At 46.1% G+C, this 26841-nt stretch carries 39 protein-coding genes; 37 read left to right on the top strand and 2 right to left on the bottom strand.

Going from position 1 to position 26841, the window contains the following annotated elements:
• Positions 1–30: 30 nt before the first annotated feature.
• Together AACV20_RS09825 and AACV20_RS09820 are read right to left on the bottom strand one after the other, a co-directional pair.
• Positions 31–510 carry a TIGR02444 family protein gene (locus tag AACV20_RS09825; protein ID WP_170907188.1) on the bottom strand — a complete coding sequence of 160 codons (480 nt, stop codon included), beginning with the start codon at positions 508–510 and terminating at the stop codon, positions 31–33.
• Position 511: 1 nt separating this feature from the next.
• Positions 512–2431 carry an ABC transporter ATP-binding protein gene (locus AACV20_RS09820; protein WP_017049199.1) on the bottom strand — a complete coding sequence of 640 codons (1920 nt, stop codon included), beginning with the start codon at positions 2429–2431 and terminating at the stop codon, positions 512–514.
• A gap of 132 nt (positions 2432–2563) precedes the next feature.
• Here AACV20_RS09820 and kefG point away from each other — a divergent pair, with 132 nt between their 5' ends.
• The 37 genes from kefG (at position 2564) to rplQ (ending at position 26734) form a co-directional block, all read left to right on the top strand.
• The gene (gene kefG / locus AACV20_RS09815) at positions 2564–3151 is read left to right on the top strand and encodes a glutathione-regulated potassium-efflux system ancillary protein KefG (RefSeq protein WP_029190037.1); all 588 of its coding nucleotides are present in this window, start codon (positions 2564–2566) and stop codon (positions 3149–3151) included.
• A complete protein-coding gene (gene kefB, locus AACV20_RS09810) occupies positions 3135–4934 on the top strand; it encodes a glutathione-regulated potassium-efflux system protein KefB (protein WP_170907187.1) in 1800 nt (599 codons plus the stop codon). The genes kefG and kefB overlap by 17 nt, the downstream gene beginning before the upstream one ends.
• 31 nt (positions 4935–4965) lie before the next feature.
• Positions 4966–5166 carry a YheV family putative zinc ribbon protein gene (locus tag AACV20_RS09805; RefSeq protein WP_010318749.1) on the top strand — a complete coding sequence of 67 codons (201 nt, stop codon included), beginning with the start codon at positions 4966–4968 and terminating at the stop codon, positions 5164–5166.
• A gap of 97 nt (positions 5167–5263) precedes the next feature.
• The gene (gene slyD, locus AACV20_RS09800) at positions 5264–5860 is read left to right on the top strand and encodes a peptidylprolyl isomerase (RefSeq protein WP_013855912.1); all 597 of its coding nucleotides are present in this window, start codon (positions 5264–5266) and stop codon (positions 5858–5860) included.
• A gap of 216 nt (positions 5861–6076) precedes the next feature.
• Complete coding sequence (locus AACV20_RS09795; protein ID WP_013855914.1) at positions 6077–7018, top strand: isoaspartyl peptidase/L-asparaginase family protein; 942 nt, start codon at positions 6077–6079, stop codon at positions 7016–7018.
• Positions 7019–7147: 129 nt separating this feature from the next.
• Complete coding sequence (locus tag AACV20_RS09790; RefSeq protein ID WP_094145368.1) at positions 7148–8446, top strand: adenylosuccinate synthase; 1299 nt, start codon at positions 7148–7150, stop codon at positions 8444–8446.
• 218 nt (positions 8447–8664) lie between these two features.
• Positions 8665–9300: a flagellar protein MotX gene (gene motX, locus AACV20_RS09785; protein ID WP_013855917.1), complete on the top strand. Its 636-nt coding sequence runs from the start codon at positions 8665–8667 to the stop codon at positions 9298–9300.
• Positions 9301–9461: 161 nt separating this feature from the next.
• Complete coding sequence (rnr, locus tag AACV20_RS09780) at positions 9462–11909, top strand: ribonuclease R (protein ID WP_017046740.1); 2448 nt, start codon at positions 9462–9464, stop codon at positions 11907–11909.
• A gap of 17 nt (positions 11910–11926) precedes the next feature.
• Positions 11927–12667: a 23S rRNA (guanosine(2251)-2'-O)-methyltransferase RlmB gene (rlmB, locus tag AACV20_RS09775; RefSeq protein WP_017042851.1), complete on the top strand. Its 741-nt coding sequence runs from the start codon at positions 11927–11929 to the stop codon at positions 12665–12667.
• 423 nt (positions 12668–13090) lie between these two features.
• The gene (rpsJ, locus tag AACV20_RS09770; protein ID WP_001181007.1) at positions 13091–13402 is read left to right on the top strand and encodes a 30S ribosomal protein S10; all 312 of its coding nucleotides are present in this window, start codon (positions 13091–13093) and stop codon (positions 13400–13402) included.
• Positions 13403–13416: 14 nt separating this feature from the next.
• Complete coding sequence (gene rplC, locus AACV20_RS09765; protein WP_013855921.1) at positions 13417–14046, top strand: 50S ribosomal protein L3; 630 nt, start codon at positions 13417–13419, stop codon at positions 14044–14046.
• A gap of 16 nt (positions 14047–14062) precedes the next feature.
• Positions 14063–14665 (top strand): 50S ribosomal protein L4, encoded by a 603-nt coding sequence (rplD, locus tag AACV20_RS09760; protein WP_010318759.1) that lies wholly within the window; start codon positions 14063–14065, stop codon positions 14663–14665.
• Positions 14662–14964: a 50S ribosomal protein L23 gene (rplW, locus tag AACV20_RS09755; protein ID WP_010318760.1), complete on the top strand. Its 303-nt coding sequence runs from the start codon at positions 14662–14664 to the stop codon at positions 14962–14964. The genes rplD and rplW overlap by 4 nt, the downstream gene beginning before the upstream one ends.
• Before the next feature lie 16 nt (positions 14965–14980).
• Positions 14981–15805 (top strand): 50S ribosomal protein L2, encoded by an 825-nt coding sequence (gene rplB, locus AACV20_RS09750; protein ID WP_013855922.1) that lies wholly within the window; start codon positions 14981–14983, stop codon positions 15803–15805.
• A gap of 20 nt (positions 15806–15825) precedes the next feature.
• A complete protein-coding gene (gene rpsS, locus AACV20_RS09745; protein WP_010318762.1) occupies positions 15826–16104 on the top strand; it encodes a 30S ribosomal protein S19 in 279 nt (92 codons plus the stop codon).
• 10 nt (positions 16105–16114) lie between these two features.
• The gene (gene rplV, locus AACV20_RS09740) at positions 16115–16447 is read left to right on the top strand and encodes a 50S ribosomal protein L22 (protein ID WP_026027327.1); all 333 of its coding nucleotides are present in this window, start codon (positions 16115–16117) and stop codon (positions 16445–16447) included.
• A gap of 19 nt (positions 16448–16466) precedes the next feature.
• Positions 16467–17165: a 30S ribosomal protein S3 gene (gene rpsC, locus AACV20_RS09735; protein WP_010318764.1), complete on the top strand. Its 699-nt coding sequence runs from the start codon at positions 16467–16469 to the stop codon at positions 17163–17165.
• An 11-nt stretch (positions 17166–17176) separates the two neighbouring features.
• Positions 17177–17587: a 50S ribosomal protein L16 gene (rplP, locus tag AACV20_RS09730; protein WP_010318765.1), complete on the top strand. Its 411-nt coding sequence runs from the start codon at positions 17177–17179 to the stop codon at positions 17585–17587.
• Positions 17587–17778: a 50S ribosomal protein L29 gene (gene rpmC, locus AACV20_RS09725; RefSeq protein ID WP_010318766.1), complete on the top strand. Its 192-nt coding sequence runs from the start codon at positions 17587–17589 to the stop codon at positions 17776–17778. The genes rplP and rpmC overlap by 1 nt, the downstream gene beginning before the upstream one ends.
• Positions 17778–18032, top strand: coding sequence for a 30S ribosomal protein S17 (rpsQ, locus tag AACV20_RS09720; protein WP_017042852.1), 255 nt, complete (start codon positions 17778–17780; stop codon positions 18030–18032). The genes rpmC and rpsQ overlap by 1 nt, the downstream gene beginning before the upstream one ends.
• A gap of 160 nt (positions 18033–18192) precedes the next feature.
• Entirely contained in the window at positions 18193–18564 is a 372-nt protein-coding gene (gene rplN / locus AACV20_RS09715; RefSeq protein ID WP_010318768.1) for a 50S ribosomal protein L14, read from the top strand.
• A gap of 12 nt (positions 18565–18576) precedes the next feature.
• Entirely contained in the window at positions 18577–18894 is a 318-nt protein-coding gene (gene rplX / locus AACV20_RS09710; RefSeq protein WP_010318769.1) for a 50S ribosomal protein L24, read from the top strand.
• A gap of 24 nt (positions 18895–18918) precedes the next feature.
• On the top strand, positions 18919–19458 hold the full coding sequence (gene rplE / locus AACV20_RS09705; protein ID WP_010318770.1) for a 50S ribosomal protein L5: 540 nt from the start codon (positions 18919–18921) through the stop codon (positions 19456–19458).
• A gap of 17 nt (positions 19459–19475) precedes the next feature.
• Positions 19476–19781, top strand: coding sequence for a 30S ribosomal protein S14 (gene rpsN / locus AACV20_RS09700; protein ID WP_010318771.1), 306 nt, complete (start codon positions 19476–19478; stop codon positions 19779–19781).
• A 29-nt stretch (positions 19782–19810) separates the two neighbouring features.
• A complete protein-coding gene (gene rpsH / locus AACV20_RS09695) occupies positions 19811–20203 on the top strand; it encodes a 30S ribosomal protein S8 (RefSeq protein ID WP_010318772.1) in 393 nt (130 codons plus the stop codon).
• Between the two features lie 10 nt (positions 20204–20213).
• Positions 20214–20747: a 50S ribosomal protein L6 gene (gene rplF, locus AACV20_RS09690; protein ID WP_010318773.1), complete on the top strand. Its 534-nt coding sequence runs from the start codon at positions 20214–20216 to the stop codon at positions 20745–20747.
• A gap of 9 nt (positions 20748–20756) precedes the next feature.
• The gene (gene rplR / locus AACV20_RS09685; RefSeq protein WP_013855926.1) at positions 20757–21110 is read left to right on the top strand and encodes a 50S ribosomal protein L18; all 354 of its coding nucleotides are present in this window, start codon (positions 20757–20759) and stop codon (positions 21108–21110) included.
• A 14-nt stretch (positions 21111–21124) separates the two neighbouring features.
• On the top strand, positions 21125–21625 hold the full coding sequence (gene rpsE / locus AACV20_RS09680; protein WP_010318775.1) for a 30S ribosomal protein S5: 501 nt from the start codon (positions 21125–21127) through the stop codon (positions 21623–21625).
• A 5-nt stretch (positions 21626–21630) separates the two neighbouring features.
• Complete coding sequence (rpmD, locus tag AACV20_RS09675) at positions 21631–21807, top strand: 50S ribosomal protein L30 (protein ID WP_004398455.1); 177 nt, start codon at positions 21631–21633, stop codon at positions 21805–21807.
• A 5-nt stretch (positions 21808–21812) separates the two neighbouring features.
• On the top strand, positions 21813–22247 hold the full coding sequence (gene rplO, locus AACV20_RS09670) for a 50S ribosomal protein L15 (protein WP_010318777.1): 435 nt from the start codon (positions 21813–21815) through the stop codon (positions 22245–22247).
• Positions 22248–22267: 20 nt separating this feature from the next.
• Entirely contained in the window at positions 22268–23602 is a 1335-nt protein-coding gene (gene secY / locus AACV20_RS09665) for a preprotein translocase subunit SecY (protein ID WP_017046739.1), read from the top strand.
• Positions 23603–23629: 27 nt separating this feature from the next.
• On the top strand, positions 23630–23743 hold the full coding sequence (rpmJ, locus tag AACV20_RS09660; protein WP_000868186.1) for a 50S ribosomal protein L36: 114 nt from the start codon (positions 23630–23632) through the stop codon (positions 23741–23743).
• Between the two features lie 147 nt (positions 23744–23890).
• Positions 23891–24247 (top strand): 30S ribosomal protein S13, encoded by a 357-nt coding sequence (gene rpsM / locus AACV20_RS09655; RefSeq protein WP_010318779.1) that lies wholly within the window; start codon positions 23891–23893, stop codon positions 24245–24247.
• Positions 24248–24267: 20 nt separating this feature from the next.
• Complete coding sequence (rpsK, locus tag AACV20_RS09650; RefSeq protein WP_001118870.1) at positions 24268–24657, top strand: 30S ribosomal protein S11; 390 nt, start codon at positions 24268–24270, stop codon at positions 24655–24657.
• Positions 24658–24684: 27 nt separating this feature from the next.
• Complete coding sequence (rpsD, locus tag AACV20_RS09645) at positions 24685–25305, top strand: 30S ribosomal protein S4 (protein WP_013855928.1); 621 nt, start codon at positions 24685–24687, stop codon at positions 25303–25305.
• A 23-nt stretch (positions 25306–25328) separates the two neighbouring features.
• Positions 25329–26321, top strand: a complete 993-nt coding sequence (locus AACV20_RS09640) for a DNA-directed RNA polymerase subunit alpha (protein ID WP_010318781.1) — start codon at positions 25329–25331, stop codon at positions 26319–26321.
• A 26-nt stretch (positions 26322–26347) separates the two neighbouring features.
• Positions 26348–26734 carry a 50S ribosomal protein L17 gene (gene rplQ / locus AACV20_RS09635; RefSeq protein ID WP_017042856.1) on the top strand — a complete coding sequence of 129 codons (387 nt, stop codon included), beginning with the start codon at positions 26348–26350 and terminating at the stop codon, positions 26732–26734.
• Positions 26735–26841 lie beyond the last annotated feature (107 nt).

Below are 26841 nucleotides of genomic sequence, written 5' to 3'. Positions count from 1 at the left end.
CAGTATACACCGAGCGAGCAATTGATGTAGTTACGGTTTTTGAGAATGAGGCGCCGGGGTTTTAAAAGCGAGATGCAAATGCTCACAGCCAAGCTGGCGACAGTAACGCAGCGTTAATTGTTCACCATGGTTATTCAGCAATGCCAATGCGTTGATACATTCCACGAGGTCAGCTTGCTGCTGCTTTTCAAGCTGCAGCTCAAATTGCAGCGCCTCGCGGTACAGCGTATCTGGCACCATGCTTTTCAAACGTCGTCTTAACTCTCGGTAACTGTGCAGCAGCGCTTCTGAACGGCCGATACATTGAGTGACATTTTGCCAGTCAGCATCGGCAACCGTCACTTGTTGCTCATCAAGCCATTTGAGTAGCAGCAATAAGTTGACGTTGCCGTGGAAGTTATTTTGTAAACTTAAGCACGCCTCTTTCACTTCTCGCACGCTGTAGTATTGCAAACTGAATTGCCATAAGCGTTCTAAGGTCAGTGATAATCGTACGTGCTCTTGGCTCATCTTAGCGACTGAATTCCTGCTCTAGTTGTTCGAGTGTCTCTTGTTCCGACATCCATTCCATTTCGATCGCTTCAAGTGCCGATTTACTGCGAGCTTGAAGCGCAATCACTTCGGTAAGTTTAGCTTTGTTTTCGGCTTCATACAGCGAAGTATCAGACAATTGCTCTTCAGTTTGCGCCAGTGCCGCGTTCAATGTGTCCATTTTCGCTTCGAGTTGTGTCAGTTTTTTGCGAATTGGTGCGGTTTGGATGCGAAATTCCGCTTCTCGGCGCTTTTGATCTTTTTTGGCTGCGGCACTGTTGCTGCTGTCTTTGGCAGGTTGCTGAGATTGAACTTCTCTACGTTCCGCTTTCTGTTGTTCTGTCAGCCACTTGTAGTAGTCGGTCAAATCCCCATCGAAAGGCGCGACTTGACGATCGTGCACCAAGTACAAGTCATCGGTGGTTGCGCGCAGTAGATAGCGATCATGGCTGACGATGACCATCGCACCTTCAAAGGTTTGCAGGGCAAACGTTAGGGCTTGACGCATATCCAAGTCTAAGTGGTTGGTGGGTTCATCAAGCAGCAGCAAGTTCGGTTTTTGCCACACAATTAGCGCAAGCACTAAGCGAGCCTTTTCACCCCCGGAAAACGGAGCGATTTTCTCTAGCGCTTTGTCGCCTTGGAAACCAAAACTACCCAGATAATTACGCAGCTCAAGTTCGTTTTTATCTGGGGCGATTTGCATCATGTGCTGCAGAGGGGTCTCTTCTGGATGCAGTGTTTCTAACTGATGCTGGGCAAAGTAACCAATTTTTACACCTTGCGAATAAGTGAGATCGCCGCCTTGTGGTTTTAACTCACCGGAGAGCAATTTAATTAATGTTGATTTACCCGCACCGTTACGCCCGAGTAATCCAATACGGCTTCCCGGTACAAGGTTGAGGCGAATTTTTTCTAAAATTAAACGTTCACCATACCCGGCGTAGACTTCGTCCATCATCATGATTGGGTTAGGCAGTGCTGAAGGCTCTCGAAATTCGAAATTAAATGGGTTATCAAATTGAGCTGGCAGCACTTTTTCCATTCGTTCCAACGCTTTGATACGACTTTGTGCTTGGCGAGCTTTGGAGGCCTTGTAGCGGAAACGGTCGATGTAGCTTTGCATGTGCACCATCTGCTTTTGCTGCTTCTGGTACATGGCTTGCTGCAAGATCAGTTTTTGCGCTCGTTGATTTTCAAACGATGAGTAGTTTCCGGTGTATTCATTCATGGTTTGATTTTCGATATGGATGATGCGTCCGACGATCGGATCAAGAAAATCGCGGTCATGGGAAATCAAGATCAAGGTGCCGGGATAGTTTTGTAACCAACGTTCAAGCCACATGACGGCGTCCAAATCCAAGTGGTTGGTTGGTTCATCAAGCAGCAGTAAATCCGAGCGGCACAACAGCGCTTGCGCTAAGTTTAAGCGCATCCGCCAACCACCCGAAAATTGCGTTAAACTCCATCCCATCTGCTCTTGGCTAAACCCCAAACCATCAAGCAGTTCAGAAGCGCGGGCGCGAATACTGTATCCGCCGATGGTTTCAATTTTTCCATGCAGCTCTGCAACCAAGGTTCCTTGGTCTGCCTCTTCAGCAACGCTGAGGCGTCGTTCTAATTCACGATATTCACGATCGCCATCGATGACATATTCAATCGCATTGCGATCAAGAGCCGGAGTTTCTTGGGCAACCCAAGCCAGTTCCCAGTGAGCTGGTTTACTGAAGGAGCCAGCGTCAATAGACAGCTCATCTTTGAGTAGGGCAAAGAGCGTTGATTTGCCACAGCCATTTTTGCCTACTAGGCCAACTTTATCGCCCGGCTGGATAGTTGCAGAGGCCTTTTCAAGGAGCGGTTTACCGCCGCGCAGTAATTGAATATCAGAGAAGGTAATCATAAAAATCTATTTTTCATATCGAGACGTTATCGCGTGGAATAGTAGGGGCAATAAGGATAAATGTCGATCATTATGCAAATTGCGTTATTATGCTTAATAACATATTGATAACTATTGGGAGCGCAGACAAAAATGTCCACCACCGTCATGCCTGACCAAACTACACCTAAAATATTGGTGATTTATGCGCATCCTGAGCCATTAAACTCCATCGCCAATCAAACCATGCTGCTCAATATTGCGTCACTTCCCCACGTCACAGTGCATGACTTGTATGCAACCTATCCCGATTTTTTTATCGATGTGCACGCAGAGCAGCAAAAACTACTTGAGCATGATGTGATTGTGTTTCAACACCCTCTTTATATGTATTCCTGCCCAGCGCTACTCAAAGAGTGGTTTGATCGCGTGCTTGCCAAAGGGTTTGCCTTCGGCGGACAGACGGCGTTGCATGGTAAATACTGGCGTAGCGTCATCACCACGGGCGGAAAAAAAGAAGCGTTTGATGAGCGGGGCTACAACAAATACCCACTGGATCAAATTCTCCAACCATTTGAATTAACCGCGGCTCTGTGTTGTATGAACTGGATGGAACCGTTAGTTCTCTACTGGTCACGTAATGTGAGTGATATGGAGCGCTATCAACACGCTGAGCATTATCGGCACTGGTTGCAACACCCACTGGCCACACAAGGAGAGCTTGATGGCGTTAAGCGGTGATTTTTTACAAAGCAGCGTGGTGTTTTTAACCGCGGCTGTGGTGGCCGTACCGATTGCTCAGCGTGCAGGGCTGGGTTCGGTGCTCGGCTATTTGTTAGCTGGTGTAGCCATAGGCCCTTGGGGGCTGGGTTTAATCAGTGATGTGCAAGCCATATTACACTTTGCTGAATTTGGCGTAGTGCTGCTGTTGTTTCTGATTGGGCTGGAATTAAACCCAAAAAAATTGTGGCAGATGCGCGGGCCGATCCTTGGTTTGGGTGGCGCGCAGGTGGTGGTCAGTACCTTAGTCATCGCCAGTATTGCTTATCTATTAGGCGTTAACTGGCAGAGTAGTTTAGTGATTGGTATGGGCCTTGCGCTCTCTTCGACAGCAATCGCACTACGCGTAATTGAGGAACAAGGCCTCACGCGCAGTGAAGCTGGCCAGTCTGGTTTTGCGGTACTGCTTTTTCAAGATATAGCCGTGATTCCGATGTTGGCCTTTTTGCCTTTGCTGGCAGGCAACGCGGGCGGAAGCTGGTTAGATGTGATTTGGATGTTAGGTGGCATTGCCGCTTTACTGGTGGGTGGCCATTTCCTCTTGAGCCCGCTGTTTCGTTATATTGTGACCAGTGGTGTGCGTGAACTTTTTACCGTTGCTGCCTTGCTGTTGGTGATTGGGATTGCACTGTTAATGCAGCAGCTTGGCTTGTCAATGGCACTCGGTACTTTCCTTGCTGGCGTGTTGCTGGCAGAAAGTGAATTTCGCCATGAACTTGAGATCGCGATTGAACCGTTTAAAGGGTTATTGCTCGGGCTATTTTTTATTGCCGTTGGAATGGCGGTTAATTTGGGCTTATTGGCGCAAGCGCCGCTGCAAGTGTTGGCGGCTGTATTCGGTCTAGTGGTGCTGAAAGGAGGAATCCTTTATCTCCTCGCACGTTTATCGGGTACGCGTTCTAAAGCACGCAGCAAAATGGCGGCGATCCTCAGCCAAGGCGGCGAGTTCGCGTTCGTGATTTTCACTGCGGCAAGCGCACAGGGCGTGCTATCACAGGATCAAGTGGCCTTTTTGCTCGTTGTGGTCAGTCTGTCGATGGTCACCACACCTTTATTACTGACGATTCAGGACAAATGGTTTGCGCGAAAATTGAACCTCAGCAGTGACGATGAGATGCATTCCGATGTCGTCAATAAACAGCCGCAAATCATCATTGCGGGTTTTGGCCGTTTTGGGCAAATTGTAGGGCGTTTGATGTACGCCAATAAGATTAAAATTACCGTATTAGAAAGCGATGCCAGTCAAATTAAATTATTGAGAGAGTACGGTTATAACGTTTTTTATGGTGATGCGACTCAACTTGAACTGTTGCGCGCCGCGGGTGCAGAAGAAGCTGAGGCGATTGTCATCTGTACTGATGCGCCCGATGAAGTGATGAAAATTGTCGAGCTTTGTCAGCACCATTTCCCGCAGTTAAAGATCTTAGCTCGCGCTCGTAGCCGGGTAGAGGCGTATCAGTTACTCAGCCATGGGGTCGATAAATACTCGCGGGAAACTTTCTTAGGCGCTTTGGACCTCGGCCGACAAGTACTGGTCGAATTGGGCATGCACCCTTACCAAGCCAAGCGCGCCGAAGCACATTTTAGAAAACTCGATAATGCGATGCTCAAAGAGCTGCTACCGCAACATAACCAAGACAAACAACTCGCACTGCGCGCCAAAGAGGCACGTAAAGAGCTGGAAGAAATATTTGGGCGTGAAATGGATAATGATCGCCAATCTCGTCATTATTGGGAAAAATAACGCCAATCAATATTCAGTTGTAGGATGTAACGTGAAACAGAAAAAACGCTTTATTGCCGGTGCAAAGTGCCCAAGTTGTCAGTCACAAGATACTCTGCGCTGGTGGGTTGAAAACAACATAGAGCTCGTTGAGTGTGTCGAGTGCGACTACCATGAACAGCGAAAGCCCAAATCTGTAGAAAAAAGTGAACATGCTCGGCAAGAGATGATCGGGATTTTTAAACCAGAATAATTGAGTTTCTGGAATAGATCTTCATAATACGCCTCATACCGATCGATTTCTTAGGTTTGAAGATGACAACCTAGGAACAAACCTCCTTGGAGTTGTTATGAAAATTGAAAAGAACGTGGTTGTAAGCCTAGCCTACCAATTAGTATTGGAAGATGGTGCAGTCGTAGACCAATCAACAGTTGATGCACCACTAGATTACCTTCACGGTCACAACAATCTAATCACTGGCCTTGAAAATGAGTTAGAAGGAAAAGTTGTGGGCGATAAGTTCACAGCAACTATCGCTCCTGAAGAAGCGTACGGTGAATACAACGATGAGCTTGTACAACGTGTACCTGCTGAAGTTTTCCAAGGCGTTGATGAAATTGAAGTGGGTATGCGTTTTCTAGCGGATACTGACCAAGGCCAAATTCCAGTTGAAATCACAGAAGTGGATGGTGACGAAGTAGTAGTTGATGGTAATCACATGTTGGCTGGCCAAACATTAACGTTTGATGTCGAAGTCGTTGCGATTCGCGCTGCAACTGAAGAAGAGATCCAACATGGTCACATTCACCAAGCTGGTGGCTGTGGACATGGCCACGACCATGACCACGATCATGATCATGAAGGTGGTTGCTGTGGTGGTGAAGGCCATGACCATGGTGAGAAAAAAGAAGGTTGTTGCGGTGGCGGCAGTTGCGGTTCACATTAATCATTTTTTGGTTGGTAGTGCCAAAGTAGGCAGTAATAACCGACTGATACAATGAAATGGAAAGCGTTAATCGTCATGCGATTAGCGCTTTTTTGTTGCTTGTTAATTATTACAGTACTCACTTGCCGCCTACCTGCAACTTCAAGTTATTTGGGTATAGTTAATGTGTAGAACAGAAGTGTATTGCCTCTCAATTTATTAAGTTAAGGAATTCTCATGTCACAACCTTTTGCTATAGCAATTCATGGCGGCGCTGGAACCATCATTCGTCAACAAATGAGCGAATCATTAAAGCGCGATATTTTGAACACGCTAGAAAGTGCTGTCCGAGCGGGGCATCAAGTACTGGCACAAGGTGGTGATGCACTGGATGCGGTGGTTGAGGCTGTGAAAATACTTGAGGACTCTCCGTTGTTTAACGCAGGAAAAGGTTCGGTGTTAACGCATCAAGAGATGGTGGAGATGGACGCCTCTGTCATGCATGGCAAAATGATGGACGCAGGCGCGGTTGCTGGGGTTCGGCACATTAAAAATCCGGTGCAGCTCGCGCGTGATGTAATGAAGCACAGTGATCATGTGTTGTTGATTGGTGAGGGCGCAGAAGCGTTTGCTTTTACTCAAGGGCATCAATATACAGAACAAGATTACTTTTTTACTGAGCGTCGTTATGAACAGTTGCTAGCGATGAAAAGCAACAATCAATTTGCTTTGTCGGAATCAAAATTCCCAGATGACAAGAAATTTGGCACTGTTGGCGCAGTTGCATTGGATAAACAAGGCAACCTTGCGTCTGCTACTAGTACCGGTGGCATCACAAATAAAAAATTTGGTCGCGTCGGCGATTCTCCCATCATAGGGGCAGGTACGGTGGCTGAAAATGGTAATGTAGCGGTATCGACAACGGGGATGGGGGAATATTTCATTCGTAAAATGGTTGCCAGTGACGTTGCCGCTCGCATGCGTTATTTAAAAGAAGATGTTCATACCGCATGTGAAACCATTATTCAGGGTGAACTTAAAACGCTCGGTGGTGAGGGTGGATTGATCGCCATTGATGCGCAAGGCGACATTCATTTTGCAATGAACAGTTCCGGTATGTACCGTGCATGTGTTGATCGTCAAGGAGAGCTGATCGTAAAAATATATTCGGATGAGTAACTTACGTGCCTAATAACTGAATCATTTATTAAGTTATATTTTTATGACATTTTCGTGTTTAAAAAAGGACTGCAAGGAAAAGGATTCGGTGCTAGAATCCTTTTTTAACTAGCAATCAGACTTGGAAAGATGGGAAATAACGTAGTCGTTCTAGGCACCCAATGGGGTGACGAAGGCAAAGGTAAAATCGTAGACCTTTTAACTGAAGATGCAAAATACGTGGTTCGCTACCAAGGCGGCCATAATGCAGGCCACACTTTGGTCATTGACGGTGAAAAAACCGTTCTTCATTTAATTCCATCCGGCATTCTTCGCAATAAAGTGAAATGCATCATCGGTAACGGTGTTGTGCTTTCACCTGACGCACTAATCAATGAAATGAAGCCTCTAGAAGAGCGTGGTATTCCAGTCCGCGAACGTCTTTTCATTTCTGAAGCTTGCCCACTTATTCTTCCTTACCACATTGCGCTTGACCAAGCTCGTGAAACGGCTCGTGGTAAAAAAGCAATTGGTACGACAGGTCGTGGTATCGGTCCTGCTTATGAAGACAAAGTGGCTCGTCGTGGTTTACGCGTTGGTGACTTGTTCGATATGGCTTCATTTGCAGAAAAGCTAAAAGAAGTGATGGAGTTCCATAACTTCCAACTTGAGCATTTCTACAAAGCTGAACCAGTAAGCTACGAATCCGTACTTGAGCAAGCACAAGGCTATGCTGATTTGCTGACTTCGATGGTGATCGACGTGACCGATGAACTTGATGCAGCGCGTAAGCGTGGCGACAAAATCATGTTCGAAGGTGCGCAAGGTACTATGCTTGATATCGACCACGGTACTTACCCATACGTAACGTCTTCTAACACGACTGCTGGTGGTGTTGCTGCAGGTTCTGGTTTCGGCCCTCGTCATCTAGGTTATATTCTAGGTATCGCGAAAGCTTACTGTACTCGCGTTGGTGCAGGTCCATTCCCAACCGAATTGGATGATGAAATCGGTAATCACCTAGGCACGAAAGGCCATGAGTTTGGTGCAACAACAGGCCGTAAGCGCCGTTGTGGTTGGTTTGATGCGGTAGCGATGCGTCGCGCCATTCAAATTAACTCAGTCACAGGCTTCTGCTTGACTAAACTTGACGTACTTGATGGTCTAGAAGAGCTAAAAATCTGTACGGGTTACCAAATGCCAGATGGCTCAGTTGCTCAAGTATCACCAATGGCAGCTGACGCTTTTGAAGCGGTAACACCTATTTACGAAACTATGCCTGGTTGGTCTGAAAATACCTTCGGTGCTAAATCAATTGATGCCCTGCCACAAGCGGCGCTTGATTACATCAAACGTATTGAAGAGTTGACTGGTGTACCTGTTGACATCGTTTCTACAGGTCCAGATCGTAACGAAACCATTATTAAGGTTCACCCATTTTCAGTTTAATGGTTGATTGATAAACGTTTTTAAAACCGGCTTTCAGAGCCGGTTTTTTTATACCTGTATTGATGATATTTTGTCCTTGGTGTGGCAATAAATGGCCGAATAACGGCAAATTTTGTCTAAAGAGTTTGCCGCACTGGTCGATAAAGTTATCAAGCCCAGCCCTAGATGAAACTGAGGCTATAATTTTAAGGCTATCGATAGACATAAAGAGTGCAGGTATGAAGCTACGAACGGTAGCAGCTTCATTGTTTTTAGCGCTGACCTCATCCTTGAGTCATGCCAACGTGGCGGAAGTGGGTGAGCCAGTCCCTATTTACACCGAAGCTGAACTAATCAAGTTAATTGAGCAAAATAAACATTTAGAGCAAGTCAAGGCCGACAACTGCCAATTGGTAGAAGATATTGTTGCGCGTGCTACTCGCATCAGCCTGCCTTCCTACGAGTTTTTGTATGGAGATATGCTAGCGTGGGGGGTCTGTGTAGATCAAGATGTCGAACTTGGCTTGTACTATATGGAGAATGCAGCTCATCAAGGTTTACCCGCTGCGTTAGAGCAGCTTGGGCGTTATTATTCGCGTGGTACTTTAGTACAGCAGGATAAAGAGCGAGCCATTCCCTATCTGCGTGAAGCCGCTGCGATGGGCAATATTAATGCTCGTATCCATCTAGCTGAGCTTCTGCTGCGTGATTATGGTAGCCCGCTTGATTATGAAGATGCTTATCGCTGGCTCTATAATTCGGTGACTATCGATCAAAGAATACATTCTCGGATCTCTATGCTCCGGCAGGGGTTAGAGCAGCGAATGCCACAAAATGTGGTTGCGCGAGCTAAGCGCAGAGATACGTTTTGGTAGCCTTCATTATTGCTTTTTTTATTTCGCCCACACGGTTGGGCGAAGTCATTTCTACGCTTTTCCTCTAACGTATTAGCCTATAATAATCAATACGCTGCTGTAGCTTCTGCCGTGAGTCAGTTATACTCTGGCTATCTCTCCTTGCTTTAGCAGGTCTGCCTATGTCTGAAATTATCAATAACGATCCTTTTGCGGATCGAGAATCTAGCAATTACGAAAATCCAATTCCAAGCCGAGAATTCATCCTCGAATTTCTAACCGAAGCCAATGTACCGATGAATCGTAATGATCTTTTTGAGGCATTGGGTTTGTCTGGTGAAGAGCAATACGAAGGGCTACGCCGTCGTTTGCGTGCGATGGAGCGAGATGGCCAATTGGTATTTACTCGTCGCCAATGCTATGCATTGCCAGAAAAATTGGAAATGATCAAAGGTCACGTAATCGGACATAAAGATGGTCATGGGTGGGTTCGTCCTGATGGCAGCGTTGGCAAAGATAACGATGTTTTGCTACCTCATCACCAAATGCGTACCATTATTCATGGCGACTACGTGCTGGTACAACCGACAGGCACGGATAAAAGAGGCCGTAAAGAAGGGCGTTTGGTCCGAGTTTTGGAAGAACGTAAAACCCAACTTGTTGGGCGTTTCTTCCTCGAAAATGGCTACTCTTATGTCGTGCCCGATGATTCACGCATCACTCAAGACATCTTGATCCCTAATGAGCACAAAGGCGGAGCTCGCATGGGGAACGTGGTGGTGATTGAAATTACCGATCGTGGTGCCAGAGCAAGAGGAATGACAGGCAGGGTTGTTGAAGTACTTGGGGAAAATATGGCTCCCGGTATGGAGACACAAATAGCGATTCGCACTCACCAGATCCCTCATGAGTGGCCGCAAGAAGTATTAAAGCAAGTCGAAAACCTGAGAGAAGAAGTTCCAGAAGAGGCGAAGCAAGGGCGCGTGGATTTGCGTCAATTACCTTTAGTGACTATTGATGGTGAAGACGCACGTGACTTTGATGATGCGGTGTATTGCGAAGCCAAAAAAGGTGGTGGCTGGCGTCTCTGGGTTGCGATTGCTGACGTAAGTTATTATGTGCGCCCCGATACGGCTCTTGATAAAGAAGCGATCAACCGTGGTAACTCAGTTTACTTCCCATCGCAAGTCGTCCCTATGCTACCGGAAGTACTGTCGAACGGTCTTTGTTCACTTAATCCACAAGTCGACCGTCTATGCATGGTGTGCGAGATGACAGTCTCTGCAACGGGCAAAATTTCGGGTTACAAACATTACGAAGCCGTGATGAACTCTCATGCCCGTTTAACTTACAACAAAGTACACGCCATTCTTGAAGGGGATGAAGAGCTACGCGAACGTTATCAAGCCGTGGTTCCTCATCTTGAAGAACTCTATTCGATGTATAAGGTGCTAAAAGCAGCGCGTGATGAGCGTGGCGGTATCGAATTTGAAACGATTGAAACTAAGTTTATCTTTAATGCTGAGCGTAAAATCGACAGCATTGAACCTGTTGTCCGTAATGATGCGCACAAAATAATCGAAGAGTGCATGATCCTCGCTAATATTGCTTCAGCATCGCTGGTGGAAAAAGCGAAAGAGCCCGCTCTGTACCGTATCCATGAATCACCGGGAGAAGAGCGTTTGACCGGCTTTAGGGATTTCTTAGGCGAGCTTGGCTTGAACTTAGCGGGTGGGCTAGAGCCTTCGCCAACCGATTACGCTAACTTAATGAAACAGATTGGTGAGCGCCAAGACAAAGAGTTGATCCAAACCATGTTACTGCGTTCCATGAAGCAGGCTGTGTATAACGCGGATAACTGTGGTCACTTTGGTTTAGCGCTCAAACGCTATGCGCACTTTACTTCACCTATTCGTCGCTACCCTGATCTCCTATTGCACCGCGCAATTAAATATTTGATTGCCAAAGAATCGGGCAATCACACCGACCGTTGGACAACCACAGGTGGTTATCACTACTCTTTTGATGACATGGACTTCTATGGTCAGCAATGTTCAATGACAGAACGCCGTGCTGATGATGCGACGCGCGAAGTATCTGATTGGCTCAAGTGTGAATACATGCAAGATCATGTAGGCGAAGAGCTTGATGGAGTCATAGCCAACGTGACAGGTTTCGGTTTCTTCGTTCGGTTAACTGAGTTGCACATTGATGGATTGGTCCATATTTCAACGCTAGCGAATGACTACTATCAATTTGATCCAGTGGGACAACGATTGATCGGCGAAAGTTTTGGCAACATCTATCGCTTAGGTGACGCCGTTAAAGTCAAAGTGTTATCCGTCAACTTGGATGATCGTCAAATTGACTTTGAAATCGTGGGCACTAGCCGTAAGCTGCGCGGAGAAGGCAAGACAGCGAAGAAACGTGCAACGGATGCACGAGAGAAAGCACGTGGCAAGAAGGTGACGTCAAGTAAAGGAAAGGCTACTCCTTTAGTTGAAGCGACTAAACGCCCAGATGAAAAAAGCAGTGAAGGCTCAAAACCTGAACGGAAAAAAAGCAAAACAACAAAAGCACGCAAAAAGAAACCCGCGGCCAAAGCAAATAAAGCGCGTGCTAGTAAATAACGATCAATGGGTAAATCATGAGTAACGAATGTATTTATGGTATTCACGCGGTCAGCGCTGTACTTGAAAAAGATCCAGCGCGATTGATAGAAGCGTTTGTACTGAAAGGGCGACAAGATGATCGCCTGCTTCCACTGTTAAATGAACTGCAACATTGCGGTGTCTCTATTCAACAGATGGGACGTAAAACATTGGATGACAAGGCTCAAGGGGCGAATCATCAGGGCATCATTGCTCGTGTAAAACCAGCAAAACAGCTTAATGAGCATGATTTAGAAGCAATCATCGCACAGCATGAGCAACCGCTATTACTTGTGTTGGATGGTGTTACCGATCCGCATAATCTCGGCGCATGCTTACGTAACGCCGATGCTGCCGGGGTCGCTGCAGTGATCGTACCGAAAGATAAGTCAGCACCAATGACGGCAACGGTCAGCAAAGTCGCTTGTGGCGCTGCTGAAACTGTGCCTTTAGTACGAGTGACGAATCTTGCACGTACCATGCGCGCCCTTCAAGAACAAGGCGTATGGTTTGTTGGCACTGCCGGTGAGGCGACGCATGACATTTACCAAGCCAAACTGACAGGGCCCCTTGCGATTGTTATGGGCGCTGAAGGGGATGGTATGCGCCGCTTAACGCGCGAAACCTGCGATGATCTGATTAAAATACCGATGGCGGGCACCGTTTCTAGCCTGAACGTATCAGTAGCGGCTGGGATATGTCTGTTTGAAGCAGTGAGACAGCGCCAAGCTGTATAATTGTGCATCAGGGATAAAAGGATAGGGTAGTGAGTGCTCACCTCATCCTTCTATCCCTTCTATTACTTCCTCAGTGAAAGAAGAAATAGATAGTTTATAAGTTTAATTTCTACACAGCGCTTGCATGTGCAATGGTGATCTGTATAATGCACCGCACTGGTTAAATCCAGTTGTGAACCAATGAGCAGTGAGGAGTAAACTGACCTAGCTGTTAGTTTAGTAACGTATACTCAGCTTATGTTCGCAGTTAATACAATTAGCTCTGTTGCGTTTAGTAATAGATTAAAGTTAATCGAAAATTAACTGACAATGTGCCTAATTTTGGCACTACGGTTTCACATAAATCAATCGGCATTCTCTCGTTTTAACGAGTTTGAGTGGCGATATTGTTTGTGTAATTTTTAATTATTGGAGCTCTGTCTCATGCAGAACCAACGTATCCGTATCCGCCTAAAAGCGTTCGATTACAAACTAATCGATGCTTCTACAGCGGAAATCGTTGAAACAGCTAAGCGTACCGGCGCACAGGTTCGTGGTCCTATTCCACTTCCTACTCGTAAAGAGCGTTTCACTGTTCTTATCTCTCCACACGTCAACAAAGATGCTCGTGATCAGTACGAAATTCGTACTCACAAACGTCTAATCGACATCGTTGAGCCAACAGATAAAACTGTTGATGCACTGATGCGCCTAGATCTAGCTGCTGGCGTTGACGTACAAATCAGCCTAGGTTAAGGGAGATTAGAAGAATGATTGGTCTAGTCGGACGTAAAGTGGGTATGACCCGCGTATTTACTGAAGAAGGCGTTTCTATCCCAGTAACTGTTGTTGAGGTTGAAGCAAACCGTATTTCTCAAGTGAAAACTCTTGAGACTGACGGCTATGCAGCAATCCAGGTAACTACTGGTACTAAGAAAGCCAACCGTGTAACTAAACCAGAAGCTGGTCACTTTGCGAAAGCAGGTGTAGAAGCTGGTCGCGGTCTTTGGGAATTCCGTTTAGAAAACGGCGAAGAGTTTGAAGTTGGCACTGAGCTAAATGTAGAACTTTTCAACGAAGTTAAAAAAGTAGACGTTACTGGTACATCTAAAGGTAAAGGTTTCCAAGGTGCTGTTAAGCGCTGGAATTTCCGTACCCAAGATATGACTCACGGTAACTCTTTGTCTCACCGTGCACCGGGTTCAATTGGCCAATGTCAAACTCCAGGTCGCGTGTTCAAAGGCAAAAAAATGGCAGGTCACATGGGTGCTGAGCGTGTAACGACTCAAAACCTAGAGATCGTACGTGTTGACGCTGAGCGCAATCTGCTTCTTATTAAAGGTGCAGTACCAGGTGCAACTGGCGCTAACGTGATCGTCAAACCAGCTATTAAAGCATAACGTCTAGGAGTAAGTAATGGAATTGATGGTTAAAGGTGCTAACGCACTAACTGTTTCCGAAACTACTTTCGGACGTGAGTTCAACGAAGCCCTTGTACACCAAGTAGTTGTTGCGTATGCAGCAGGTGCTCGTCAAGGTACTCGTGCTCAAAAGACACGTTCAGAAGTTTCTGGCGGTGGCGCTAAGCCATGGCGTCAAAAAGGTACTGGCCGTGCACGTGCTGGTACAATTCGTAGCCCAATCTGGCGTACAGGTGGTGTTACTTTTGCTGCGAAACCACAAGATCACAGCCAAAAAGTAAACAAAAAAATGTACCGCGGTGCTATGAAGAGCATTCTTTCTGAACTAGTTCGTCAAGAGCGTTTAATCGTTGTTGATAACTTCTCAGTAGAAGCACCAAAAACTAAAGAGCTATTAGCTAAGCTTAAAGAACTTGAGCTTAACGATGTACTCATCGTTACTGGCGAAGTAGACGAGAATCTATTCTTAGCTGCTCGCAACCTATATAAAGTTGACGCACGTGACGTAGCGGGTCTTGACCCAGTTAGCCTAATTGCGTTTGACAAGGTTCTAATGACTGCAGAAGCAGTTAAGCAAGTTGAGGAGATGCTGGCATGATCAGTGAAGAGCGTCTACTAAAAGTTCTACGTGCACCGCACATCTCTGAAAAAGCAACTATGACTGCTGAGAAAGCGAACACTATCGTTTTCAAAGTAGCAAAAGATGCAACTAAGAAAGAGATCAAAGCAGCTGTAGAAAAGCTATTTGAAGTTGAAGTTAAGTCTGTAAATACTCTTATCACTAAGGGTAAGACCAAACGTCAAGGTCTACGCCAAGGTCGCCGCAGCGACGTTAAAAAAGCGTATGTGACTTTGAAAGAAGGTCAAGATCTTGACTTTGTTGGCGGCGCGGAATAACAGGAGTAGTTGAATAATGGCTATTGTTAAATGTAAGCCGACTTCCCCTGGTCGTCGTCACGTCGTTAAAGTTGTTAACGCTGACCTACACAAGGGTAAGCCATACGCACCTCTTCTAGAGAAAAACTCTAAGAATGGTGGTCGTAACAACAACGGTCGTATCACAGTACGTCATATCGGTGGTGGTCATAAGCAACACTATCGTTTGGTTGACTTCAAACGTACTAAAGATGGCATCCCAGCGAAAGTTGAGCGTCTAGAATACGATCCAAACCGTAGCGCAAATATCGCTCTAGTTCTGTACGCAGACGGCGAGCGTCGTTACATTATCGCACCTAAAGGTGTTCAAGCTGGTGATACAATCCAGTCTGGTGTTGATGCGCCAATTAAAGCAGGTAACACTCTGCCAATGCGCAACATCCCAGTGGGTTCTACTATTCACTGTGTTGAACTTAAGCCTGGTAAAGGTGCACAGCTAGCTCGTTCGGCTGGTGCATATGCTCAACTTGTCGCTCGCGACGGTACTTATGCAACTATCCGCCTACGTTCTGGTGAAATGCGCAAAGTACTTTCTGAAGGCCGTGCAACAATCGGTGAAGTTGGTAACTCTGAGCACATGCTACGTGAACTAGGTAAAGCTGGTGCTTCACGCTGGCGCGGCGTACGTCCAACTGTACGTGGTGTAGTAATGAACCCGGTTGACCACCCACACGGTGGTGGTGAAGGCCGCACTTCTGGTGGTCGTCACCCAGTATCTCCTTGGGGTATGCCTACTAAGGGCTTCAAGACTCGTAGCAACAAACGCACCGACAAGTACATCGTACGTCGTCGTAATAAGTAATCTATATAAGAGGATAAGCCATGCCACGTTCTCTCAAGAAAGGTCCATTTATTGACCTACACTTGCTGAAGAAGGTAGAGAAAGCGGTGGAAAGCGGAGACAAAAAGCCTATTAAGACTTGGTCCCGTCGTTCAATGATCATTCCATCAATGATTGGTTTGACCATCGCTGTCCATAATGGTCGTCAGCACGTTCCAGTATTTGTCACTGATGAAATGATCGGTCACAAACTGGGCGAATTCGCACCAACTCGTACTTACCGTGGTCACGCTGCGGATAAGAAAGCTAAGAAGCGCTAAGGAGTAAATGATGGAAGCTATTGCTAAACATAACTTTGCTCGCATTTCTCCTCAGAAAGCTCGCTTAGTTGCAGATCTAATCCGTGGTAAATCTGTGGATCAGGCTCTTGAAATCCTAACTTTCAGCAACAAAAAAGCGGCTGTATTAGTTAAGAAAGTTCTAGAGTCAGCTATCGCTAACGCAGAACACAACGAAGGTGCAGATATCGACGATCTTAATGTCGCTAAAATCTTCGTAGATGAGGGCCCGGTCATGAAGCGTATTATGCCTCGTGCAAAAGGCCGTGCGGATCGTATCTTGAAGCGTTCAAGCCACATCACTGTTGTTGTAGCAGACCGCTAAGAGACTAGGAGAGTAAGCAATGGGTCAGAAAGTACATCCTAATGGTATTCGTCTTGGCATCGTTAAGCCTTGGAATGCTACATGGTTTGCTAACACCAAAGATTTCGCTGACAACCTAGACGGCGACTTCAAGGTACGTCAGTTCCTTACTAAGGAACTTTCAAAAGCGTCTCTATCACGCATCGTTATCGAGCGTCCTGCTAAGAGCATTCGTGTGACTATCCACACTGCTCGCCCAGGCGTTGTTATCGGTAAGAAAGGTGAAGACGTTGAGAAGCTACGCGCAGCTGTAGCTAAAATTGCAGGTGTACCAGCGCAAATTAACATCGCTGAAGTACGTAAGCCTGAGCTAGACGGCCAATTAGTGGCTGATAGCATCGCGTCTCAACTAGAGCGTCGCGTTATGTTCCGTCGTGCTATGAAGCGTGCGGTACAAAATGCTATGCGTCTAGGCGCTAAAGGTATCAAAGTGGAAGTAAGCGGTCGTCTTGGCGGCGCTGAAATTGCACGTTCTGAGTGGTACCGTGAAGGCCGTGTGCCTCTACACACTCTACGTGCTGACATTGATTACGCAACTTCTTCGGCTCACACTCAATACGGTGTGATCGGCGTTAAAGTTTGGATCTTCAAGGGTGAAATCCTTGGTGGTATGCCAGCTGCAAACGCTGTTGAGCCAAAGGCTGACAAGCCTAAGAAGCAGCGTAAAGGCCGTAAGTAAGGAGTCGACTGATGCTACAACCTAAACGCACTAAGTTCCGTAAGGTTCATACTGGTCGCAACCGCGGTCTAGCTAAAGGTACTGACGTAAGCTTCGGTACATTTGGTCTTAAAGCCGTTGGACGTGGTCGTCTAACTGCTCGTCAGATCGAAGCGGCACGTCGTGCAATGACACGTCACGTTAAGCGTCAAGGTAAAATCTGGATCCGTGTGTTCCCAGATAAGCCAATCACTGAAAAACCACTAGAAGTTCGTCAAGGTAAGGGTAAAGGTAACGTTGAGTACTGGGTAGCCCAAATCCAACCTGGTAAGGTTATGTACGAAATGGACGGTGTACCTGAAGAATTGGCACGTGAAGCGTTCCGCCTAGCGGCTCGTAAACTGCCATTCAAAACTACATTCGTAATTAAACAGGTGATGTGATGAAAGCACTAGATCTACGCGCAAAAAGCGCTGAAGAGCTTAACGCTGAGCTACTGAATTTGCTACGTGAACAGTTCAACTTGCGCATGCAAGCTGCAACTGGTCAACTACAGCAAACTCATACTTTGAAAGCTGTACGCCGTGATATCGCACGCGTTAAAACTGTTTTGACTGAGAAGGCAGGCGAATAATGAGCGACAAAATTCGTACTCAACTAGGTCGTGTTGTTAGTGACAAGATGGATAAATCTATCACTGTTGCTATCGAGCGCATGGTGAAACACCCAATTTACGGTAAATTCGTAAAGCGTACGACTAAAGTACACGCACATGACGAAAACAACGAGTGTGGCCTAGGCGATACCGTTGAGATTCGTGAGTGTCGTCCTCTGTCTAAGACTAAGTCTTGGACATTGGTTAAAGTTATAGAAAAAGCGAAGATGTAATCATCGTTATTCTATGATTTTAAACGGCTCCAAAGTTTTTTTGGAGCCGTTTATTTTTTGTCTACCCAATCCTAGGAAAGGGTGGTACAATTCGCGTCCCTTTTAAAGAGGCAGCCCGACCCGAGAGGGTCTAGTTTTAATATTTAGCGGAGCACTAACAATGATCCAAATGCAAAGTACACTTGATGCAGCTGATAACTCAGGCGCGCGCAAGGTAATGTGTATTAAGGTTCTGGGTGGCTCTCACCGCCGTTATGCACATATCGGTGACATCATCAAAGTTACAGTGAAGGAAGCAATTCCTCGCGGTAAAGTTAAAAAAGGTGATGTACTGAAGGCGGTGGTAGTTCGCACCCGTAAAGGCGTACGTCGTCCAGACGGTTCTGTCATTCGCTTCGACCGTAATGCTTGCGTATTGTTGAACAATAATACAGAGCAACCTATCGGTACACGTATCTTTGGTCCAGTGACTCGTGAACTTCGCAATGCGAAATTTATGAAAATCGTGTCACTAGCACCTGAAGTTCTGTAAGGAGCGGCACACATGGCAGCTAAAATCCGTCGTAATGACGAAGTAATCGTTCTTGCTGGTAAAGATAAAGGCAAGAAAGGTAAAGTAACTAAGGTTCTCGTAACTGGTAAAGTTATCGTTGAAGGTATCAACCTTGTTAAGAAACACCAAAAGCCGGTTCCGGCTCTAGGTCAACAAGGTGGCATCGTTGAACAAGAAGCAGCTATTGATGCTTCTAACGTTGCAATCTTTAACGCAGCAACTGGTAAAGCGGACCGTATCGGTTTCCGTTTTGAAGACGGCAAAAAAGTTCGTTTCTTCAAATCTAACGGTGAAATCGTTTCTAACTAATTAGAAGTAATTTGGAGTTCTACTATGGCGAAACTGCATGATTACTACAAGTCGTCTGTAGTGACTGAACTGACCAAACAGTTCGGTTACACAAGCGTCATGCAAGTCCCTAGGATTGATAAAATCACCCTAAACATGGGCGTTGGTGAAGCTATCAACGATAAGAAACTATTAGAAAATGCAGCAGCTGATATGGCTACGATCTCTGGTCAAAAACCACTGATCACTAAAGCTCGTAAATCTGTTGCAGGTTTCAAAATTCGTGAAGGCTACCCAATTGGTTGTAAAGTAACCTTGCGTGGCGAACGTATGTGGGATTTTTTAGAGCGTTTAATCTCTATTGCACTTCCACGTGTACGTGACTTCCGTGGTGTTAGCGCTAAGTCTTTTGACGGACGCGGTAACTACAGCATGGGCGTTCGCGAGCAAATCATCTTCCCAGAAATCGACTACGATAAAGTCGATCGTGTACGCGGTCTTGATATCACTATCACGACTTCTGCTGGTACCGATGAGGAAGGCCGTGCTCTGCTGGCTGCCTTTAACTTCCCATTCCGTAAGTAAGGTGAAGGGTTACTGTTATGGCTAAACAATCAATGAAAGCACGTGAAGTAAAACGTGCAAAGCTAGTAGCTAAGTTCGCAGAAAAGCGTGCAATGCTAAAAGCTACCATCAGCGATGTAAACGCATCTGAAGAAGATCGTTGGAACGCAGTTCTTAAACTGCAAGCTCTTCCACGTGATTCAAGTGCTTCACGTCAGCGCAACCGTTGCAACCAAACTGGTCGTCCACACGGTTTCCTACGTAAGTTCGGTCTAAGCCGCATCAAAGTTCGCGAAGCTTGCATGAAAGGCGAGATTCCTGGACTTCGTAAGGCTAGCTGGTAATTGCCACTTAATCATTTGGAGTAAATCTTATGAGCATGCAAGATCCGATTTCGGATATGCTGACCCGCATTCGTAACGGTCAGGCAGCAAATAAAGTTGCTGTAAAAATGCCTTCTTCAAAGCTTAAAGTTGCAATTGCTGCACTGCTAAAAGCTGAAGGTTATATCGCAGATTTCGCTGTTGAAGGCGAAGTAAAACCTGAGCTAGAAGTTACTCTTAAGTACTTCCAAGCTAAACCAGTAATCGAGCAAATCCAACGTGTTTCACGTCCTGGTCTACGCGTTTATAAGAAAAAAGACGCGTTACCAACAGTGATGGGCGGTATGGGTGTTGCTGTGGTGTCCACTTCCAAGGGTCTGATGTCTGACCGTGCTGCTCGCAAAGCAGGTCTTGGCGGTGAAATCATTTGCTACGTAGCGTAAGGAGTAGGATATGTCTCGTGTTGCTAAAGCACCTGTCGCTATTCCAGCTGGCGTAGAGGTGAAACTAAACGGCCAAGAAATCACTGTAAAAGGTGGTAAAGGTGAGCTGACTCGCGTCCTGAATAAAGGCGTAGTTATTGCACAGGAAGAAAACAACCTTACTTTCGGTCCTCGTGAAGGTGTTGCTAACGCTTGGGCACAAGCAGGTACTGCTCGTGCACTAGTAAACAACATGGTTGTTGGTGTTACTGCAGGCTTTACTAAGAAGCTTGTTCTTAAAGGTGTTGGTTACCGTGCTGCTATTAAAGGCAACTCAGTAAGTCTTACTTTAGGCTTCTCACACCCTGTAGAGCATGAACTACCAGCGGGTATCAATGCTGAATGTCCTAGCCAAACTGAAATTGTCCTAACTGGTTGCGATAAGCAAGTAGTGGGTCAAGTTGCGGCTGACATCCGTTCTTACCGTGAGCCAGAACCTTATAAAGGTAAAGGCGTCCGTTACGCAGATGAAAATGTGCGTAGTAAAGAAGCTAAGAAGAAGTAAGGTAACACTATGGATAAGAAAGCATCTCGCATCCGTCGTGCTACACGCGCACGTCGTAAGATTGCTGAACTGGGTGCAACTCGCCTAGTAGTACACCGTACTCCTCGTCACGTGTACGCTCAGGTTATCGCATCAAACGGCTCTGAGGTTATCGCAGCAGCTTCTACTGTAGAAAAAGCGATCCGTGAGCTAGTTAAGAACACCGGTAACGTAGACGCAGCTAAAGCGGTAGGTAAAGCTATTGCAGAACGCGCTCTTGAAAAAGGCGTATCAGCTGTTGCGTTTGATCGTTCTGGTTTCCAATACCACGGTCGAGTAGCGGCGCTAGCAGAATCTGCTCGCGAAGCTGGTCTGAAATTCTAAGGTAGGGTTGGAAGATGGCTAAAGAACAACAACAAGCTAGTGATTTGCAAGAAAAATTAATCGCAGTTAACCGTGTTTCTAAAACGGTTAAAGGTGGTCGAATCATGAGCTTTACTGCACTAACTGTAGTTGGTGACGGTAATGGTCGCGTAGGTTTCGGATACGGCAAAGCTCGTGAAGTACCTGCAGCGATTCAAAAAGCAATGGAAAAAGCGCGTCGTAACATGGTTACTATCGCTCTTAACGAAGGCACTCTTCACCACGCGGTGAAAGGTCGTCACTCGGGCTCTAAAGTTTACATGCAGCCAGCTGCAGAAGGTACAGGTGTTATCGCCGGTGGTGCGATGCGTGCTGTACTAGAAGTTGCCGGTGTACATAACGTACTTGCGAAAGCGTACGGTTCTACTAACCCAATCAACGTTGTTCGTGCAACAGTTGCTGGTCTAGTAGATGTGAAGTCACCAGAAATGGTTGCAGCTAAACGTGGTCTCACTGTTGAAGCGATTTCGGAGTAAGCACCATGGCAACTATTAAAGTAACTCAAACTAAAAGCTCAATTGGTCGTCTACCAAAGCACAAAGCTACTTTGCGTGGTCTAGGCCTTCGTCGTATCAACCATACAGTAGAACTTGAAGATACACCGTGTGTACGCGGTATGATCAACAAGGTTTACTACATGGTTAAAGTTGAGGAGTAATCAGAATGCGTTTGAATACTCTATCACCGGCTGCTGGTTCTAAGCACGCTCCTAAGCGTCTAGGCCGTGGTATCGGTTCTGGCCTTGGTAAAACAGGTGGCCGCGGTCACAAAGGTCAAAAGTCACGTTCTGGCGGTACAGTTCGTCCAGGTTTTGAAGGCGGTCAAATGCCTCTAAAACAACGTCTACCTAAATTCGGTTTCACTTCTCGTAAGAGCCTAGTGTCTGCTGAAATTCGTCTAGCTGAGCTAGCGAAAGTTACGGGTGACGTGGTCGATCTAAACAGCTTGAAAGCAGCTAACCTAATCACTAAGAACATCGAAAATGTTAAAGTTGTTCTTTCTGGTGAGATTAGCAAAGCAGTGACTGTGAAAGGTCTTCGCGTGACTAAAGGCGCTAAAGCTGCAATCGAAGCTGCAGGTGGTAAAATCGAGGAATAATCTCGAGGAACGAGGTACAGATGGCTAAGAAACCAGGACAAGATTTTCGTAGTGCTCAGAGCGGCTTAAGTGAGCTAAAGTCGCGCTTATTATTCGTAATTGGTGCACTTTTAGTATTCCGAGCCGGTTCTTTTGTGCCGATTCCTGGTATTGACGCAGCTGTACTTGCCGATTTGTTCGAACAGCAAAAAGGTACCATCGTTGAAATGTTTAACATGTTCTCCGGTGGTGCTCTTTCGCGTGCATCTATCTTAGCATTGGGCATCATGCCGTATATTTCGGCGTCAATTGTTGTCCAATTGCTAACTGTAGTTCATCCAGCGTTAGCCGAACTCAAGAAAGAGGGTGAGGCAGGGCGTCGTAAGATTAGCCAATATACGCGTTATGGCACGCTTGTACTTGCAATATTCCAAGCTATTGGTATCGCAACAGGCTTACCAAACATGGTCAACAATCTGGTTGTTATCGACCAAACCATGTTTACCCTGATTGCTACCGTGAGTTTAGTAACTGGCACCATGTTCTTAATGTGGTTAGGTGAACAAATTACTGAGCGTGGAATAGGAAATGGTATTTCCATTTTGATTTTTGCAGGTATTGTTGCTGGATTGCCTTCGGCAATCGGACAAACGATTGAGCAAGCGCGTCAAGGTGAATTGCATGTGCTTCTTCTGTTGTTAATTGCGGTACTTTCTTTTGCTGTGATTTATTTCGTTGTTTTCATGGAACGTGGTCAGCGTCGTATTGTCGTTAACTATGCAAAGCGTCAACAAGGTCGTAAAGTGTTTGCAGCGCAAAGTACTCACTTGCCATTGAAAATTAATATGGCGGGTGTAATACCTGCAATTTTTGCATCGAGTATTATTTTGTTCCCAGGAACATTAGCTCAGTGGTTTGGTCAAAATGGTGAGAGCAGCACATTCGGTTGGTTAACTGATGTGTCTTTGGCTCTTAGCCCGGGTCAACCTCTGTACGTTATGCTTTATGCAGCAGCGATTATTTTCTTCTGTTTCTTTTACACAGCGTTGGTGTTTAACCCTCGTGAAACAGCGGATAACTTGAAGAAGTCCGGTGCGTTCGTACCCGGCATCCGCCCAGGTGAGCAGACAGCGAGATACATTGATAAAGTAATGACCAGACTAACCTTAGCGGGTGCTCTCTATATTACCTTTATCTGTCTGATTCCCGAGTTCATGATGGTCGCGTGGAACGTACGTTTCTACTTCGGCGGCACATCACTACTTATCGTAGTGGTTGTGATTATGGACTTTATGGCACAGGTACAGACTCATATGATGTCCCAACAGTATGATTCTGTGTTGAAAAAAGCAAATCTGAAGGGCTACGGCCGTTAATTCAGATTTCACTTACGGAGTTTAGCAATGAAAGTTCGTGCTTCCGTTAAAAAAATCTGTCGTAACTGTAAAGTAATCAAGCGTAACGGCGTCGTTCGCGTGATTTGCAGTGAGCCAAAGCACAAGCAGCGCCAAGGCTAATTAGCAGAAATTTTTACTTGAAATATAAAGGTCGGTCGAGTATATTCCTCGGCCTACCTTTTGTGTGCAAAAGAAGTAGTATGCCGCAGCGTATCCTCGACGGGCTTTGCTGCGGATAATTTCTTATATAAGTACTAGGAGTGAATAGTGGCCCGTATAGCAGGCATTAACATTCCTGATCAGAAGCATGCTGTAATTGCATTAACTGCAATCTACGGCATCGGCAAGACCCGTTCGAAAGCTATCTTAGCTGATTTGGGTATTGCTGAAAGTGTTAAGATCAGTGAACTAACTGAAGAGCAGATCGATCTACTGCGTGATGGTGTAGCTAAATACACTGTAGAGGGTGATCTTCGTCGTGAAGTTTCCATGAACATCAAGCGTCTTATGGACCTTGGCTGTTACCGTGGTCTTCGTCATCGTCGCAGTCTACCACTACGTGGACAGCGTACTAAAACCAACGCTCGTACCCGTAAGGGTCCGCGTAAACCGATCAAGAAATAGTCGGAAGGGTATAGAGTACAATGGCAAAACAACCAACTCGCGCACGTAAGCGTGTACGCAAGCAAGTTGCTGATGGCGTAGCGCACATCCATGCATCTTTCAATAACACAATCGTAACTATCACAGACCGTCAAGGTAATGCTCTAGCTTGGGCAACTGCTGGTGGTTCTGGTTTCCGCGGTTCTCGTAAGTCTACTCCGTTCGCTGCACAGGTTGCTGCTGAGCGTTGTGCTGAAATGGCTAAAGAATACGGCCTTAAGAACCTAGAGGTTATGGTTAAGGGTCCAGGTCCAGGTCGTGAATCAACTGTTCGCGCACTGAACGCTGCTGGTTTCCGTATCACTAACATTGTTGATGCGACACCAATCCCTCATAACGGTTGTCGTCCACCTAAGAAACGCCGCGTATAACGTTTCTAGGAAGATTGGAGAAAGATCATGGCAAGATATTTGGGTCCTAAGCTGAAGCTTAGCCGCCGCGAAGGTACTGACTTGTTCCTTAAGTCAGGCATTCGTGCGATTGATACCAAGTGTAAAATTGACAACGCACCAGGTGTACACGGCGCTCGTCGCGGTCGTCTATCTGAGTACGGTGTTCAGCTTCGTGAGAAGCAAAAAGTTCGTCGTATTTATGGCGTTCTAGAAAAACAATTCCGTAACTACTACAAAGAAGCTGCACGTCTTAAAGGCAATACTGGTGAAAACCTACTTCAGCTTCTTGAAGGTCGTCTTGATAACGTAGTTTACCGCATGGGCTTTGGCGCTACTCGCGCAGAAGCACGTCAGCTAGTAAGCCACAAAGCTATCCTAGTTAACGGTAAAGTTGTAAACGTTCCTTCTTTCAATGTTGCGGTTAACGACGTTGTTGCAATCCGTGAGAAAGCTAAAAAGCAATCTCGCATTAAAGCAGCTCTAGAAGTTGCTGAACAACGCGAAAAACCAACTTGGATTGAAGTAGATGGCGGCCAAATGGAAGGTACATTCAAGCGTATGCCTGAGCGTTCTGACCTGTCAGCTGACATCAACGAACAATTGATCGTCGAGCTTTACTCTAAGTAAGGTTAAACTAAAGAGAGGACACAATGCAGGGTTCTGTAACAGAATTTCTTAAGCCACGTCTTGTTGATATCGAACAGATTAGCACGACACACGCAAAAGTAACTCTTGAGCCGTTAGAGCGTGGTTTCGGCCATACTCTGGGTAATGCACTTCGCCGTATTCTTCTATCTTCAATGCCAGGTTGTGCTGTAACTGAAGTGGAGATTGAAGGCGTACTACACGAGTACAGCACCAAAGAAGGCATTCAAGAAGATATCCTTGAGATCCTTCTGAACCTAAAAGGTTTGGCTGTTCGCGTTGCCGAAGGCAAAGATGAAGTGTTCATTACGCTGAACAAATCAGGCTCGGGCCCTGTTGTTGCAGGTGACATCACCCATGATGGTGATGTAGAGATCACTAACCCTGAGCACGTGATTTGTCATCTAACGGATGACAACGCTGAGATCGCTATGCGTATCAAAGTAGAACGTGGTCGTGGTTATGTTCCAGCTTCAGCTCGTATCCATACTGAAGAAGATGAGCGTCCAATCGGTCGTCTACTTGTAGATGCTACTTACAGCCCAGTAGACAAAATTGCCTACTCTGTGGAAGCCGCTCGCGTAGAACAACGTACTGATTTAGATAAGCTCGTTATCGATATGGAAACGAACGGTACTCTAGAACCTGAGGAAGCAATCCGTCGTGCAGCAACTATTCTTGCTGAACAATTGGATGCGTTCGTAGATCTTCGTGATGTACGTGTACCTGAGGAGAAGGAAGAGAAGCCAGAATTCGATCCAATCCTACTGCGTCCTGTAGACGATCTTGAACTAACAGTTCGCTCTGCTAACTGTTTGAAAGCAGAAGCGATTCACTACATCGGTGATCTAGTACAGCGCACTGAGGTTGAGCTACTTAAAACGCCAAACCTTGGTAAGAAGTCTCTTACAGAGATTAAAGACGTGCTTGCATCACGTGGTCTATCTTTGGGCATGCGCCTAGAGAACTGGCCGCCAGCGTCTATCGCTGAAGATTAATCGATACTAGTTAGAAGGATTAGGTCATGCGCCATCGTAAGAGTGGTCGTCAACTCAACCGCAACAGCAGTCATCGCAAAGCGATGTTCAGCAACATGGCTAGCTCTCTAGTACGTCATGAAGTTATCAAGACTACTTTGCCAAAAGCAAAAGAGCTACGTCGCGTCGTTGAGCCTTTGATTACACTAGCTAAGACTGACAGTGTTGCAAACCGTCGTCTAGCATTTGCTCGCACTCGTGATAACGAAGTTGTGGCAAAACTATTTAACGAACTAGGTCCACGTTTTGCAGCTCGCCAAGGCGGCTACACACGTATCCTAAAGTGCGGTTTCCGTACTGGTGATAAAGCTCCAATGGCATACATTGAGCTTGTCGATCGCCCAGAAGTAGCTGTAGAAGCTGCTGCTGAGTAATCAGTTCGTATAATTAAAAAAGCCGAGTAGTTAATACTCGGCTTTTTTGTATGCGTAGATTTTATCTTTGAACACGGGCTAACCAGATAAGTATGCGTAGTGTCGTT

This window comes from Vibrio sp. B4-6 (assembly GCF_963888245.1).
GTDB lineage: Bacteria > Pseudomonadota > Gammaproteobacteria > Enterobacterales > Vibrionaceae > Vibrio > Vibrio anguillarum.
This window is presented reverse-complemented; position numbering and strand designations above follow the sequence as displayed.